This window comes from Streptomyces sp. NPDC005302, assembly GCF_040607345.1.
GTDB lineage: Bacteria > Actinomycetota > Actinomycetes > Streptomycetales > Streptomycetaceae > Streptomyces.
The window spans coordinates 23,211-37,742 of sequence record NZ_JBEXGN010000002.1 but is presented as its reverse complement, the minus strand read 5'-3'; the positions used below and the strand labels follow the sequence as shown (position 1 = coordinate 37,742).

Sequence of the window (14,532 nt, the reverse complement as noted above, 5' to 3'; positions counted from 1 at the left end):
GAACCCCTGAACTGACCAGAAAGACACGTGACTCACGGCATGGAAACGCCACCGCCGACCACCCCGCGCACCGAGCCCACCGACGCCGACGTCGAGGCATTCAAGCAGCAGCTCGGCCGGCCGCCGCGCGGGCTGCGCGCGATCGCGCACCGCTGCCCCTGCGGTCAGCCCGACGTGGTGGAGACGGCACCCCGCCTCCCCGACGGCACGCCCTTCCCGACCACGTACTACCTGACGTGCCCGCGGGCCGCGTCCGCGATCGGGACGCTGGAGGCCAACGGGGTCATGAAGGAGATGACGGACCGGCTGGCGACCGACCCCGAACTGGCCGCCGCCTACCGCGCCGCCCACGAGGACTACATCGCGCGCCGTGACGCCATCGAGGTCCTGGCGGGCTTCCCGAGCGCGGGCGGCATGCCGGACCGGGTGAAGTGCCTGCACGTCCTGGTCGCCCACTCGCTGGCCGCCGGACCGGGCGTGAACCCGCTCGGCGACGAGACCATCGCGATGCTGCCGGAGTGGTGGCGCAAGGGCGCGTGCGTGACGCTCCCCGGCGACACCGCGCAGCCCACGGAGTCCGCGGAGCCCGTCGACGAGGCCGGCCGGTGACCCGCGTCGCCGCCGTCGACTGCGGTACGAACTCGATCCGCCTGCTGGTCGCCGACGCGGACCCGCGGACCGGGGAACTCGTCGACCTGGACCGCCGGATGACCATCGTGCGGCTCGGCCAGGGCGTCGACCGGACGGGACGGCTCGCGCCGGAGGCGCTGGAGCGGACGTTCGCCGCGTGCCGCGAGTACGCCAAGGTCATCAAGGAGCACGGCGCCGAGCGGCTCCGCTTCGTGGCCACCTCCGCCTCCCGGGACGCCGAGAACCGCGACGACTTCGTGCGCGGCGTCCTCGACATCCTCGGCGTCGAGCCCGAGGTCATCAGCGGGGACCAGGAGGCGGAGTTCTCCTTCACCGGCGCGACCCTGGAGCTGAAGGGCAGCGACGACCTCGCCAAGCCCTACCTCGTCGTGGACATCGGCGGCGGCTCGACGGAGTTCGTGGTCGGCGCCGACGCGGTGCGCGCGGCGCGGTCCGTGGACGTGGGCTGCGTACGGATGACGGAGCGGCACCTCGTGCGGGACGGCGGCGTCACCGACCCGCCCACCGCCGAGCAGATCGCTGCCATGCGCGCCGACATCGAGGCGGCCCTCGACCTGGCCGCCGAGACCGTCCCGCTGAGCGAGGCGCGCACGCTCGTCGGCCTGGCGGGCTCGGTCACCACGGTCTCGGCGATCGCCCAGGACCTGCCCGCCTACGACCCCGCGGCCATCCACCACTCGCGGATCCCCGTCGAGCGGGTCCGCGAGATCACCGAGTGGCTGCTGCGCTCCACCCACGCCGAGCGCGCGGCGGTCCCCTCCATGCATCCGGGGCGCGTCGACGTGATCGGCGCGGGCGCCCTCGTCCTGCTGTCGATCATGGAGCGCACCGGCGCCCGGGAGGTCGTCGTGAGCGAGCACGACATCCTCGACGGCATCGCGTGGTCGGTGGCCTAGGTCTCCTTTGCTACTGATCAGTAGCCTCGGCTGAGCAGGTCGGCTAGCGTATGAGCGCGTCCGAGGGGGTCTGTGGAGCTCCTCGGACGGACCTCGCCGAGAAAGTTCGTGAAGTTCTTCACAAGGAAAAAACCCCTGCTGGGCGTGGAAGGGGCCGGTTGGGCCTCCGGGCGGGGTCCGGGCGCCTCCGGAGCGGCTCCGACGGAGCGTTGCGGGCGTGTTTCCGGCCGGTGAAACAGGGGAGTTGCCCACTGGGCCGAACGGGTCGGAGTGCAGCTCACGCGGTGTTGACAAGGGTACGAACCGTACGTCGGCCGCCCCCGCGGACCATGCCCTCGCTCAGGCGGGCCGCGCAGTGTAACAGAGCACCCGCCCAAGCTTGTGAAGGGGCGCACGAGCGACCCCCCATGACCGGGTGGATACTCGATGGCATGAGCACCACGGAGCGTCCCAGGATCCTCGTAGTAGGCGGTGGGTACGTAGGCCTGTACGCAGCTCGGCGCATTCTCAAGAAGATGCGCTACGGAGAGGCGACCGTCACGGTCGTCGACCCCCGGTCGTACATGACCTACCAGCCCTTCCTCCCCGAAGCCGCCGCCGGCAGCATCTCCCCTCGGCACGTCGTCGTCCCGCTGCGACGCGTGCTGCCGAAGGCGGAGGTCCTCACCGGCCGGGTCACCACCATCGACCAGGACCGCAAGGTAGCCACGATCGCCCCCCTCGTGGGCGAGGCGTACGAGCTGCCTTTCGACTACCTCGTCATCGCGATGGGCGCGGTCTCCCGCACCTTCCCGATCCCCGGCCTCGCCGAGCAGGGCATCGGTATGAAGGGCATCGAGGAGGCCATCGGCCTGCGCAACCACGTCCTCGAGCAGCTCGACAAGGCCGACTCCACCACGGACGAGGACGTCCGCCGCAAGGCGCTGACCTTCGTCTTCGTGGGCGGCGGCTTCGCCGGCGCCGAGACGATCGGCGAGGTCGAGGACATGGCCCGCGACGCGGCCAAGTACTACAGCAGCGTGTCCCGTGAGGACATGCGCTTCATCCTCGTCGACGCCGCGGACAAGATCCTCCCCGAGGTCGGTCCGAAGCTCGGTCAGTACGGCAAGGAGCACCTGGAGAGCCGCGGTGTGGAGATCTACCTCTCCACCTCCATGGACTCCTGCGTCGACGGCCACGTGGTGCTGAAGAACGGCCTCGAGGTCGACTCCAACACCATCGTGTGGACGGCCGGCGTCAAGCCGAACCCCGTTCTCTCCCGCTTCGGCCTGCCCCTCGGCCCGCGCGGCCACGTGGACACGCAGACCACCCTCCAGGTGCAGGGCACGGACTACATCTGGGCCGCGGGCGACAACGCCCAGGTGCCGGACATGGCCGCCCGCAAGGCCGGCGTCGAGAACGCCTGGTGCCCGCCGAACGCGCAGCACGCGCTGCGTCAGGCGAAGGTCCTCGGCGACAACGTGGTCTCCGGCATGCGGGGCTTCCCGCAGAAGGAGTACGCGCACTCCAACAAGGGTGCGGTGGCCGGTCTCGGCCTCCACAAGGGCGTCGCGATGATCGTCATGGGCAAGATGAAGATCAAGCTCAAGGGCCGTCTCGCCTGGTACATGCACCGTGGCTACCACGGTCTGGCCATGCCGACCTGGAACCGCAAGATCCGTGTCTTCGCGGACTGGACGCTCGCCATGTTCCTCAAGCGCGAGGTGGTCTCCCTCGGCGCCATGGAGACGCCGCGCGAGGAGTTCTACGAGGCCGCCAAGCCGGCTCCGGCCGCCGCCGCCCCGGCGTCCGCCGCCAAGTCCGAGGAGAAGGCCAAGGCCTCCTGACCGAGGCCTCCTGACCTCCGGTCACCGCACGCCCCGAAGGGGCCGCCCGCCATCCGTGGTGCGGGCGGCCCCTTCGGCGTTCCCGCGGGAGGGGTGCCGGGACGGACAGCGCGGGCGAACCGGCACAGAAAGCATGGTGTGTACACGTATTTTGCCAACCCGTGACGCGTGGAGGGGACTGCGCGAGGGGTGGGTAGGTGTTTACGTGGTGTTGGAGCGTTCGGGAGTGTTGTCTCGGAGGTGTACGTCATGCAGGACGCCGCGCCGCGGCTGAAGAGCCTTGTCGAACAGTTGCTGGGAGCTCCGCTCCCGTTGCGTATCCGTGCCTGGGACGGATCCGAAGCCGGGCCGCCCGGCGCTCCGGCACTCGTCGTGCGCAACCGCCGTGCCCTGCGCCGGCTGCTGTGGAAGCCGGGCGAACTGGGTCTCGCGCGGGCCTGGGTCTCCGGCGACCTGGGGGTGGAGGGCGACCTCTACACCGTTCTCGGCCACATGTCCGGGCTGGTCTGGGAGCGCGGCGAGGACGCACGCGGGCTCGGCGAGGCGCTGCGCGACCCGGAGGTGCGCGCCGCGGTGCGCGGGCTGGTGAAGCTGGCCGGGCCGCCGCTGCCGCCCGCGCCGCCCGCCGAGGAGACGCGCGGACGCCGGCACCTGCACACCCGGCGCAGCGACAGACGCGCCATCAGCCACCACTACGACGTCGGCAACGACTTCTACGAGATCGTCCTCGGCCCCTCGATGGTCTACTCGTGCGCCTACTGGCAGGACGGCGGCACCCTGGAGGGCGCCCAGCGCGACAAGCTCGGACTCATCGCCCGCAAGCTCGACCTGAAGCCCGGTCAGCGGCTGCTGGACGTCGGCTGCGGCTGGGGCTCGATGGCCATTCACGCCGCCCGTGAGTACGGCGTGACCGTGGTCGGGGTGACGCTGTCGCAGGAGCAGGCCGCCTACGCCCGCAAGCGGGTCGCCGAGGAGGGCCTGACCGACAGGGTGGAGATCCGGGTGCAGGACTACCGGGAGGTCACCGACGGGCCCTACGACGCGATCTCCTCCATCGGGATGGCCGAACACGTCGGCGCCGAGCGCTATCTGGAGTACGCCGAGGTGCTGAACCGGCTGCTCAGGCCGGGCGGACGGCTCCTCAACCACCAGATCGGCCGGCGGCCCCGGCACGACGAGTCGGCCTACGCCGTCGACGAGTTCATCGATGCCTACGTCTTCCCCGACGGCGAACTCGCGCCCGTCGGGACGACCGTGACGCAGCTGGAGCGGGCCGGGTTCGAGGTGCGCGACGTGGAGTCCATCCGCGAGCACTACGCGCTCACCCTGCGCCGCTGGGTCGCCAACCTGGAGGCCGACTGGACCCGCGCCGTCCGCCTCACGAGCCCCGGCCGGGCCCGCGTCTGGCTGCTGTACATGGCGGCCAGCGCGCTGGCCTTCGAGCGCAACAACATCGGCGTCAACCAGGTCCTGGCGGTGAAGACACCGGAGGGAACCGGAGCGTCCGGGATGCCGCTGCGGGCGCGCACCTGGAACTGACCCGGGGGCGGCCGGGCACGACCGAAGGGTGAGGGCCCCGTTCCGTGCCGGGAACGGGGCCCTCACCCTTCGTGGCATCCGGGCCGCTACTCCGACTTGATGGCCGTCAGCATGTTCAGGCGGGCCGCGCGGCGGGCCGGCCAGAGCGCCGCGAGGACACCGACCGCCGCCGCGAGCAGGAGGAAGACCGCCATCCGGCCCCAGGGCAGCACCAGTTCGTACGTCGGCATCCTGCTGCCGATCAGCTGCCCGGCCGCCCAGCCGAAGAACACGCCGAGACCGATGCCGAGGACACCCCCGAAGAGCGAGATGACCAGCGACTCCAGGCGGACCATCCGCTTGATGCCCTTGCGGTCCAGGCCGATCGCGCGGAGCATGCCGATCTCCTGCGAGCGCTCGAAGACCGACATCGCGAGGGTGTTGATGACGCCGAGGACGGCGACGATCACCGCCATCGCGAGCAGCCCGTAGAGCATGTTCAGCATCAGCGTGAACATCTTGGCGATGCTGTCGGAGAGGTCCTGCTTGTCCTGGACCGTGATCGCCGGGTTGTCGCCGAGGGCCTTCTCCAGCCGGTTCTTGGCCGCGTCCGACGCGCCGTCCGCCGTCTTCACCATGACCTGCATGTCGGAGACACGGCTCTGGTGCGGGGCGAGCGTGGCGTTGTCCAGGATGATGCCCTGGATCAGCTCGTTGCCCTCGTAGACCCCGGCGACGGTCAGGTTCTGCCGCTTGCCGTCCTCGTAGGAGACGCGGAAGGCGGAGCCGGCCTTCCAGCCGTGGGAGGCGGCGGTGTCCGCGTCGACCACCACGCGCGGGCCGCCGACCGTGAACGAGCCGTCCTTGACGGTGAGATCGGTGAGCTTGCCGATGGCCGCGCCGTTGACGCCGGTCAGGTACTCGGTCTGCCGGTCGATGCGGGAGGGCGCGTTGCGCAGCGGGCTGACGTCGGTGACCCCGTCGACCCCGGTGAGCTTCTTCTCGACGTCCGGGGAGAGCGTGTTGCCGTTCGCCATCGAGACGACGTAGTCCGCGCTGATCGCCGAACTGGCCATCTTGTCGATCGACTTCTGCAGACTGCCGGCCATCACCGTCATGCCGGTGATCAGGGTGAGGCCGATCATCAGCGCCGAGGCGGTGGCGGCCGTACGGCGCGGGTTGCGCACCGAGTTCTGCCGGGCCAGCTTCCCCGAGATGCCGAAGATCCGCAGGACGGGGGCCGCCGCGGCGATCAGCGGGCGGGACAGCAGTGGGGTGAGGACGAAGACGCCGATGATCAGCAGGACCGCGCCGAGGCCCATGGGGGCCTGGCCGTCCGAGCCGTCCATCGTCGTCGCGGCGAGGACGACGGCGACACCGGCGGCCGCGAACAGCGCGCCGATCGTGTTGCGCAGTACCAGGGACTTCGTCGTCGCCTTCGCGTGCACGCTGCTCATCGCGGCGACCGGCGGGATCTTCGCGGCACGGCGGCCGGGCAGCCACGCGGCGAGCATCGTGATGAGGACACCGACGAGCAGCGCGGTGGCGACCGTGCCCGGGGACACGACGAGCGGGCCGTCCGGGACGGTGGCGCCGAGGGTGCCCATCAGGGAGCGCATTCCCGCACCGATGCCGATGCCCGCGGCGAGTCCGGCGACGGCCGCGACCGCGCCGACCACGAAGGCCTCGAGCAGCACGGACCGGGTGACCTGGCGGCGGGAGGCGCCGACCGCGCGCAGCAGCGCCAGCTCCTTGGTGCGCTGGGCGACCAGCATGGTGAACGTGTTCGCGATGATGAACGTGCCGACGAACAGCGCGATCCCGGCGAAGACCAGCAGGCCCGTCTTCATGCCGCTCATCGACGAGGAGATCATCTCGGCCTGGTCGTCGGCGAGTTGCCTGCCGGTGGTCGTGGAGGCGACCTCCTTCGGCACGATGTCGTCGAGCGCGTCGCGCAGCGCGGTCTGGCTGGTGCCGGCGGCGGCCTCGACGTCGATCTCGTCGTACGAGCCGGCGGAGTGGAACAGCGTCTGGGCCGTGGCCGTGTCGAACAGGGCGAGGCTGCCGCCCGCGGCGACGTTGCCGTCGTCGGTGGTGAAGACGCCGGTGACGACGGGCTCGAGGACGGGACCGTCGACGGACAGCCGGACGGTGTCGCCGACGTGGTACCCGGCCCGCTTCGCGGTCTCGGCGTCGATCGCGACCTCGCCGGTGCCGTGCGGCGCGTGACCGGCCGTCAGCGGGTAGCGGGGGTCCTTGTCGCCCCAGTAGTTGCCGCCCTGGGACTGGAAGCCGCCGCCGATGAGCTTGCCGTCCTTGTCGGCGATGGCGGTGAAGCCGTCGACCACGCCGATCGCGGAGGCGGCGCCCGGTGCCTCGGCCACCTTGTCGAGCAGCGGCCGGGTCAGCTTGTGGGTGGCGCCGACGGTGTCGCCCTTGTCCTCGGCGCTCTCCGGGCGGATGGCGACGTCGACCTGGTCGAAGCCCTTGGCGGAGCTCTTCTGGTAGGCGTCCGAGATGGTGTTGGTGAAGACCAGGGTTCCCGACACGAACGCCACGCCGAGCAGTACGGCGAGCACGGTCATCAGGAGCCTGGCCTTGTGCGCGAACACGGTGCGCAAGGCGGTACGGAACATGGGTCTTCTCAGTCCAGGAGTCGCAGGAGGGCGCGGGAAGCCGCGAGCGGGCGCGGAAGGGGTGCGGGGCCGCCGAGGAGGTGCGGGGTGCCGGGGCCGGGGTCCGGGGTGTCCGGGTGGGCCGCCCGGCCGGGGTCAGCTGGTGCGGCCCTTGCCGTCGAACTGCTTCATACGGTCGAGGACGGAGTCGGCGGTCGGCTCGTACACCTCGTCGACGATCCGGCCGTCGGCGAGGAAGACGACCCGGTCCGCGTAGGCGGCGGCCACCGGGTCGTGGGTCACCATCACCACGGTCTGCCCCAACTCCCGTACGGAGTTGCGCAGGAAGCCGAGGACCTCGGCGCCGGAGCGCGAGTCGAGGTTTCCGGTCGGCTCGTCGCCGAAGATGATGTCGGGCCGGGAGGCGAGGGCGCGGGCCACCGCGACGCGCTGCTGCTGGCCGCCGGAGAGCTGGGAGGGCCGGTGGCCCAGCCGGTCCGCGAGGCCGATCATCCGGATCACCGTGTCCAGCCACTGCTTGTCGGGCTTGCGGCCCGCGATGTCCATCGGCAGCGTGATGTTCTCCAGGGCGGTCAGCGTGGGCAGCAGGTTGAACGCCTGGAAGATGAAGCCGATCTTGTCCCGGCGCAGCTTGGTGAGCTGCTTGTCCTTGAGGGAGCCGAGTTCGGTGTCGCCGATGCGCACCGACCCCGAGGAGAAGGTGTCCAGGCCGGCCACGCAGTGCATCAGCGTGGACTTGCCCGAGCCGGACGGGCCCATGATCGCGGTGAACTCGGCCTGACGGAAGCTGACGGAGACCTGGTCGAGGGCGACCACCTGGGTCTCGCCCTGCCCGTAGACCTTCGACAGTTCCGTGGCGCGGGCTGCGACCGCGGTGCTTGTACCGGCGAGGGGAGTGGTGGTCACGGGAGGGTGCTCCTGTCGGGACGACGAGATGTGCGAGGGACGGATTCCATCGTCCGTGCCGATCCGCGCCCCGGAGTCAGCCGCTGTTCCGGTTCCGGGGGCAGACTCCGGTCGCACCGCGAGCCGTTGTGTCATACCTGGGGATGACGGGTCTGCCCTGAGGGTCCTCCGGGTCGCGCTCCACCGGAGGCCGCGCCCGCGCGACCGGGGCCGGCTCCGCCCGGACGGTGAAATTCCGTCATTCCGTATACGGGGGCCGAGACCGTCCGGAAGGCTGCTGGCAAGTGCTGATGGCCCGTACCGGGTGCTGATGCACCCTCAGACGTCAATAAAATAAGACAACATCGGTCCGCCCGCCCGCTGTTCGGGGGACGGGCCCCGATAGGCTCGGAATCTCGATGCGGAGCCCATGGCCTGCCCGGATGGTGGAATGCAGACACGGCGAGCTTAAACCTCGCTGCCCCTCGCGGGCGTGCCGGTTCAAGTCCGGCTCCGGGCACCTCCGATCTCCTCGCGCTCTCCCGTACCTTCCCGCGCCCTCCGGGGCGAACCGTTGACAGCGGTCGTGCGGCGGCGGAGACTCCCGGGAGAAAGGTGAAGGAAATTTCACCAGACGAACAAAGGGAGATGAGGGGACGTGCCGATGCGTACCACCGTGGGGATCGTCGGGGCCGGTCCCGCCGGACTGCTGCTGGCCCGGCTGCTGCACCGCGCCGGGATCGACGCCGTGGTCCTGGAGAGCCGGGACCGCGCCTATGTGGAGCAGCGGCAGCGGGCCGGAATCCTGGAGCAGGGAACCGTCGACGTGCTCCGCGCGGCGGGCGCCGGGGAGCGGATGGACCGGGAGGGGCTGCGCCACGACGGGATCGAGCTGCGGTACGCCGGACAGCGCCACCGCATCGACTTCCCGGCCCTCACCGGCGGACGGTCGGTGATGGTGTACGCGCAGACCGAGGTGTGCAAGGACCTCATCGCGCTCCAGCTCGACGAGGGCGGCCCGCTGCTCTTCGGGGCCGAGGCACTGGCCGTGGAGGGCGCCGAGGGAGACCGGCCCCGCGTGCGGTTCCGGTACGAGGGACGCGAGGACGTCCTGGAGTGCGACTACGTCGTCGGCTGCGACGGCTTCCGGGGCGTCGCCCGCAAGGCCGTGCCCGCCGCGCTCACCCGCGTCTTCGAGCGGACCTACCCCTTCGCCTGGCTCGGCGTCCTCGCCGACGTGCCGCCCTCGCACGACGAACTCGTCTACGCCCGCCACGACCGCGGCTTCGCCCTGCTCAGCATGCGCTCGCCCACCGTCTCCCGGCTCTACCTCCAGGTGCCCGAGGGCACCGACCCCGCGTCCTGGGGCGACGAGGAGATCTGGGACGAGCTGGACCGGCGCCTGGAGACCACCGACGGCCGGCGGCTGCGCCGGGGCGAGATCACGGCGAAGTCCGTCACCCCCATGCGCAGCCACGTCCACGAGCCGATGCGGCACGGCCGGCTCTTCCTCGCCGGGGACGCGGCCCACATCGTGCCGCCGACCGGCGCCAAGGGCCTCAACCTCGCCGTCGGCGACGTCGTGACCTTCGCCCGCGCCCTCGTGAGTCTCCGGGACACCGGATCGGCCGCCCTGCTCGACTCCTACGCCGAGACCTGTCTGAGCCGGGTCTGGCAGGCCGAGCGGTTCTCGTACGACATGACGGTCCTGCTGCACCGCGACCCCTCCGCGAGCCCCTTCGAGGACCGCCTCCAGCTCGCCCGGCTGGAGCGGTTCGCCGCCTCCCGGTCGGCCGCGGCGGACCTCGCGGAGGGCTACACCGGCTTCCCCTTCGAGGCCGCGTCACCGGGCGGGACGCCCGGGTCGTAGACGAAGCGGAATAAGAGGGGATCAAGGCTGCTTGACAGGGCACGAGACCTCTCGGAAGCCGGTGGTCACGGCTTCGTACCAGTGCGGGCGTGCGTGGGGGCACACGCGTACGGTGGCACCACAAGGGAAAGATCCTCCCCAAGCACTAGGGTCAGTCCTTTGCCTACCTATTACTCTTGAGCCAAGGCCACTGAGGGTGGCCATGGAGGAGTGAAATGAGGAGCAGTAACCCGGTCTTCTCGCGACGGGGGTTCAGCCGCGACAACGGCTACGCGGGCTTCAACGCGGCGCCGCAGGCCGGGGGACCCGCTGTCGGCACGCAGGGGAACCCGTACGCCCAGCAGGGCGGCAACCCCTACGCGCAGAACCCGTACGCACAGCAGGACCTTCAGTACGGCGCTCCGCCGCAGGCCCCGGCCTCCGCCGGCCGCATGACGATGGACGACGTCGTCCTGCGCTCGGCCATGACCCTCGGCACCGTCGTCGTGGGTGCCGTCCTGGCCTGGGCGCTGCTGCCGGTCTCCAGCACCAGCTACGGCCTGGCCATCGGCTCGGCGCTCGTCGCCTTCGTGCTGGCGATGGTGCAGTCGTTCAAGCGCAAGGCCACACCGGCCCTGATCATCGGGTACGCCGCCTTCGAGGGTGTCTTCCTCGGGGTCCTCAGCGAGATGTACAACTCGCAGTGGTCCGGCGCGCCCTTCCAGGCCGTGCTCGGCACCATGGCGGTCACCGGCGCCACCCTCCTCGTCTACAAGGCGGGCTGGATCCGGGTCACCGCGCGGTACGCGCGCATCGGCATGACCATCGCCATCGCGTTCGTCGTCGTCCTGGCGGTGAACCTGCTGCTGGTCGCCTTCGGCGTCGCACCGGACGGCGGTCTGCGCAGCAACGGCCCGCTGGGCGCGATCGTCGGCATCCTGGCGATCCTGATCGGCGCCTTCTTCCTCACCCTCGACTTCAAGCAGATCGAGGACGGCATCGCCTACGGCGCGCCGAAGGACGAGGCATGGCTGGCCGCGTTCGGCCTGACCCTGACGCTCGTGTGGATCTACGTCGAGATGCTGCGGCTGGTCGCCATCTTCAGCGGCGACGACTAGTCGAGCAGGCGGCCCCGGCGGCCGTCCGTCGACACGAAGGGCCCGCGGACCTCACCGGTTCGCGGGCCCTTCGTCGTGGGTGCCGGTCGTCTCGGTGGTGCGCGCGCTCACAGGAGCTTGCGCGCGGCCCTCCTCAGGTCGTACTCGTGGATGATCGCCTTCGCGTGGCCGTACGCGAGGTCGTGCTCGGCGCGGAGCCAGCTGACCTTCTCCTCGAAGCGGAAGAGGGAGGGGCCTTCGTCGACGGTGCGGATCCAGTCGGAGATCTCACGACCGGTGCAATGGGGAATGCGGGCGAGCAGATTGCGATGGGTCTCCTCGGAGAAGACGTGGGACATCGGCGCCTCCGGACGCAAAGGGGATGTAAGCCGGTCCTTCACGCCACCGTGCCTGAGCGTTGGGTTGTTGGCAACAGTCCCGCCGCTGCGCGTAGTCTCGCGGCGTGCTGGATACGACGCCGTTGACCCGAGCCGTGGACCACTTCGCCGACCGGCTGCGCGCCGCGCCGCAGAGCCGCCTGCAACGCGGCGCCGCGGCCGAGGCACTGGGCCTGGCCAGGGAGTTCGCACTGCGCACCCAGCGGGTCGAGGACCCCTCGGGCGAGCCGCGGGAGATGCCCGACGCCGGGATGTTCGCGGCCGCCGACCAAATCACCGTCGCCGCGCACGACTTGGCGCTCGTACTGAAGGACGAGGACGAACTGGCCGAGGCGGTCACGCTCGTCGCGGAGGCACAGAAACGCGCCGGGGTCTGATCCACGGGATCGACTCCGGCGCGCGGTGTGGTGCTCGGCGGCGCGCTCCTGGCGCGGACGTCACAGCGACGCTATGACGCGGTCCGCCAGGATGTACACGTTCTCCTCGCCGAAGGCGAAGGTCAGGGCGTAGGCGCCCGAGACGCCGGAGCCGCCCAGCAGGACCGGGGCCTCACCGGCGTCCAGCGCGGCGGCGAGCTGCTCGGCGGTCTCGCGGTGGCCCGGGGTCATGCACAGTGTGGTGCCGTCGGCGAAGACGTAGACGTCGAGCGTTCCGAGCGGGCCGGGACGGACGTCCGCCAGCTCCGTACGGGACTCGGCGAGCTCCTCCAGGCAGGCCACCGTGCGTTCGTGGTCGTTGACCACGGGTGACTGGACGGGGACGAAGTCCGGGTGCGAGGGGTGCCGGCGGCGGGCCGCGGCGAGTTCGGGCGAGTCACCGGAGGTGCCGCCCTGGAGGAAGTCCTCGACGTCCGGACCGGCCTCGGTCACCGGCTCCAGGGGCTCCAGGCCCGCGAAGTCCGAGTGACGCGGCAGGAACAGCTCGCTGTCGGGCAGTCCGAGCAGCGAGGGCGCGTCGGAGGCGTCCCGCGCCTCCTGGGCGGCCCAGAAGGCCCGCGCCTCGGCGAGCTCGCGCTCCCGCTCCTCGGCGAGCGCCTCGGCCACGGCGGTGCGTATCTCGTCCGCGTCGGCCGCTCCACGCGCCGCGGGCACGAGGCCGCGCGCGTCACCGGCGCGGCTCTCGGCCAGTTCGTTGTGCAGGGCCGCGACCTGCCGGCGCAGACCCCGCAGGGTGCGCAGAGCGGCGACGCCCACGGCCGCGGTGGCGGCGGTGGTGAGCAGCAAAGCAATCGGCATGGCGCTCACTGACGTACTCCCGGTTCAAAGTCGGCCCCCGACTTCCTACATCAGCTTGAAGGGCGAACCACCAAACTGTCAGTGCGTAACGTCACAAATGGGACAGGACTTTGGGGCCGGGGTTTAACCACGTAACCACTTTGACCTGCGCGAACGCCTGTCGGGAGGGACATAGGTCACATCTTGGATGGGATTGGATCACAAATCGGCCCAGAGTCCCGGTGGTTGGGGGAGTCTGGGCCGATTCGGTCACCGTGCGTTCAACCCCCGTCACCCTCAGGGCAACGGGAGTTCACGATTGTCCTAGCTGAGGCGCTCGATGACCATCGCCATGCCCTGGCCGCCGCCGACGCACATGGTCTCCAGACCGAACTGCTTGTCGTGGAACTGGAGGCTGTTGATGAGCGTGCCGGTGATGCGGGCGCCGGTCATGCCGAAGGGGTGGCCGACGGCGATGGCGCCGCCGTTCACGTTCAGCTTGTCCAGCGGGATCTCCAGGTCGCGGTAGCTCGGGATCACCTGGGCGGCGAAGGCCTCGTTGATCTCGAACAGGTCGATGTCGCCCACGGTGAGGCCGGCGCGGCGGAGCGCCTGCTTGCTGGCCTCCACCGGGCCGAGGCCCATGATCTCGGGGGACAGGCCGGTGACGCCGGTCGAGACGATGCGCGCGAGCGGGGTCAGGCCGAGCTCGCGGGCCTTCGTGTCCGACATGATCACGAGGGCGGCGGCGCCGTCGTTCAGCGGGCAGCAGTTGGCGGCGGTGACCATGCCGTCGGGGCGGAAGACGGGCTTCAGGCCCTGGACGCCCTCCAGCGTCACCCCCGCGCGCGGGCCGTCGTCCTTGCTGACGACCGTGCCGTCCGGCGTGGTGATCGGGGTGATCTCCCGCTCCCAGAAGCCGTTCTTGACGGCTTCCTCGGCGAGGTTCTGCGAGCGCACGCCGAACTCGTCCATGTCCTGGCGGGTGACGCCCTTGAGGCGGGCCAGGTTCTCCGCGGTCTGGCCCATCGCGATGTACGCGTCCGGGATCAGGCCGTCCTCGCGCGGGTCGTGCCAGGACGAGCCCTCCGACTGGGAGACCTCGACCGTGCGGGCCTCGGCGTCGGCGAAGAGCGGGTTGTGGGTGTCCGGCATGCCGTCGGACGTGCCCTTGATCGACCGCGACACCATCTCCACGCCCGCCGAGATGAAGACGTCACCCTCACCGGCCTTGATGGCGTGCAGGGCCATGCGGGAGGTCTGCAGCGAGGAGGAACAGTAACGGGTGATCGTGCAGCCGGGGAGGTGGTCCATCCCCATCTGCACGGCCACGATCCGGGCGAGGTTGTGGCCCTGCTCGCCGCCGGGGAGGCCGCAGCCGAGCATCAGGTCGTCGATGTCCCTCGGGTCGAGGCCGGGGACCTTGGCCAGCGCGGTCTCGATGATCTTGGCGGTCAGGTCGTCGGGACGCACGTCCTTCAGGGAGCCCTTGAAGGCGCGGCCGATCGGGGAGCGGGCGGCTGAGACGATCACGGCTTCGGGCATCACGGCTCCATTGGCGC

12 protein-coding genes and 1 tRNA gene are annotated in these 14,532 nt (G+C 70.7%); 8 read left to right on the top strand and 5 right to left on the bottom strand.

Going from position 1 to position 14,532, the window contains the following annotated elements; genetic code table 11:
- Positions 1–39 precede the first annotated feature (39 nt).
- From ABZT74_RS02570 to ABZT74_RS02555, 4 genes are all read left to right on the top strand, one after another.
- The gene (locus ABZT74_RS02570) at positions 40–609 is read left to right on the top strand and encodes a DUF501 domain-containing protein (RefSeq protein WP_356433072.1); all 570 of its coding nucleotides are present in this window, start codon (positions 40–42) and stop codon (positions 607–609) included.
- A complete protein-coding gene (locus tag ABZT74_RS02565) occupies positions 606–1,547 on the top strand; it encodes a Ppx/GppA phosphatase family protein (protein ID WP_356172247.1) in 942 nt (313 codons plus the stop codon). The genes ABZT74_RS02570 and ABZT74_RS02565 overlap by 4 nt, the downstream gene beginning before the upstream one ends.
- A gap of 431 nt (positions 1,548–1,978) precedes the next feature.
- On the top strand, positions 1,979–3,373 hold the full coding sequence (locus tag ABZT74_RS02560) for an NAD(P)/FAD-dependent oxidoreductase (protein WP_164370913.1): 1,395 nt from the start codon (positions 1,979–1,981) through the stop codon (positions 3,371–3,373).
- A 249-nt stretch (positions 3,374–3,622) separates the two neighbouring features.
- Entirely contained in the window at positions 3,623–4,912 is a 1,290-nt protein-coding gene (locus ABZT74_RS02555) for a cyclopropane-fatty-acyl-phospholipid synthase family protein (RefSeq protein WP_356433070.1), read from the top strand.
- An 86-nt stretch (positions 4,913–4,998) separates the two neighbouring features.
- On the opposite strand, the gene ABZT74_RS02550 is transcribed toward ABZT74_RS02555, so the two are convergent.
- Together ABZT74_RS02550 and ABZT74_RS02545 are read right to left on the bottom strand one after the other, a co-directional pair.
- The gene (locus ABZT74_RS02550) at positions 4,999–7,527 is read right to left on the bottom strand and encodes an ABC transporter permease (RefSeq protein ID WP_356433068.1); all 2,529 of its coding nucleotides are present in this window, start codon (positions 7,525–7,527) and stop codon (positions 4,999–5,001) included.
- A 135-nt stretch (positions 7,528–7,662) separates the two neighbouring features.
- A complete protein-coding gene (locus ABZT74_RS02545) occupies positions 7,663–8,433 on the bottom strand; it encodes an ABC transporter ATP-binding protein (protein WP_355872296.1) in 771 nt (256 codons plus the stop codon).
- Positions 8,434–8,849: 416 nt separating this feature from the next.
- On the opposite strand from ABZT74_RS02545, the gene ABZT74_RS02540 reads away from it, so the two are divergent.
- The 3 genes from ABZT74_RS02540 to ABZT74_RS02530 all read left to right on the top strand — a co-directional run bounded on the left by ABZT74_RS02540 (position 8,850) and on the right by ABZT74_RS02530 (position 11,379).
- Positions 8,850–8,932 (top strand) — tRNA-Leu (locus ABZT74_RS02540).
- A gap of 144 nt (positions 8,933–9,076) precedes the next feature.
- On the top strand, positions 9,077–10,282 hold the full coding sequence (locus ABZT74_RS02535; protein WP_356433066.1) for a 4-hydroxybenzoate 3-monooxygenase: 1,206 nt from the start codon (positions 9,077–9,079) through the stop codon (positions 10,280–10,282).
- 215 nt (positions 10,283–10,497) lie between these two features.
- On the top strand, positions 10,498–11,379 hold the full coding sequence (locus ABZT74_RS02530) for a Bax inhibitor-1/YccA family protein (RefSeq protein WP_356172236.1): 882 nt from the start codon (positions 10,498–10,500) through the stop codon (positions 11,377–11,379).
- A 107-nt stretch (positions 11,380–11,486) separates the two neighbouring features.
- On the opposite strand, the gene ABZT74_RS02525 is transcribed toward ABZT74_RS02530, so the two are convergent.
- Positions 11,487–11,717 (bottom strand): DUF4287 domain-containing protein, encoded by a 231-nt coding sequence (locus ABZT74_RS02525; RefSeq protein WP_355872289.1) that lies wholly within the window; start codon positions 11,715–11,717, stop codon positions 11,487–11,489.
- A gap of 104 nt (positions 11,718–11,821) precedes the next feature.
- Here ABZT74_RS02525 and ABZT74_RS02520 point away from each other — a divergent pair, with 104 nt between their 5' ends.
- A complete protein-coding gene (locus ABZT74_RS02520; protein WP_355872286.1) occupies positions 11,822–12,133 on the top strand; it encodes a hypothetical protein in 312 nt (103 codons plus the stop codon).
- A gap of 60 nt (positions 12,134–12,193) precedes the next feature.
- Here ABZT74_RS02520 and ABZT74_RS02515 read toward each other — a convergent pair whose 3' ends face one another.
- Both ABZT74_RS02515 and ABZT74_RS02510 read right to left on the bottom strand, forming a co-directional pair.
- Positions 12,194–13,000, bottom strand: a complete 807-nt coding sequence (locus tag ABZT74_RS02515) for a hypothetical protein (protein ID WP_356172230.1) — start codon at positions 12,998–13,000, stop codon at positions 12,194–12,196.
- A 294-nt stretch (positions 13,001–13,294) separates the two neighbouring features.
- Positions 13,295–14,515 carry an acetyl-CoA C-acetyltransferase gene (locus ABZT74_RS02510; RefSeq protein ID WP_356172227.1) on the bottom strand — a complete coding sequence of 407 codons (1,221 nt, stop codon included), beginning with the start codon at positions 14,513–14,515 and terminating at the stop codon, positions 13,295–13,297.
- Between the last annotated feature and the right edge of the window lie 17 nt (positions 14,516–14,532).

Coding starts and splice junctions, on each gene's coding strand:
- ABZT74_RS02510 (WP_356172227.1), bottom strand. CDS start 14,515: ATGCCCGAAGCCGTGATCGTCTCAGCCGCCCGCTCCCCGATCGGCCGC.
- ABZT74_RS02570 (WP_356433072.1), top strand. CDS start 40: ATGGAAACGCCACCGCCGACCACCCCGCGCACCGAGCCCACCGACGCC.
- ABZT74_RS02535 (WP_356433066.1), top strand. CDS start 9,077: ATGCGTACCACCGTGGGGATCGTCGGGGCCGGTCCCGCCGGACTGCTG.
- ABZT74_RS02550 (WP_356433068.1), bottom strand. CDS start 7,527: ATGTTCCGTACCGCCTTGCGCACCGTGTTCGCGCACAAGGCCAGGCTC.
- ABZT74_RS02525 (WP_355872289.1), bottom strand. CDS start 11,717: ATGTCCCACGTCTTCTCCGAGGAGACCCATCGCAATCTGCTCGCCCGC.
- ABZT74_RS02555 (WP_356433070.1), top strand. CDS start 3,623: ATGCAGGACGCCGCGCCGCGGCTGAAGAGCCTTGTCGAACAGTTGCTG.
- ABZT74_RS02530 (WP_356172236.1), top strand. CDS start 10,498: ATGAGGAGCAGTAACCCGGTCTTCTCGCGACGGGGGTTCAGCCGCGAC.
- ABZT74_RS02560 (WP_164370913.1), top strand. CDS start 1,979: ATGAGCACCACGGAGCGTCCCAGGATCCTCGTAGTAGGCGGTGGGTAC.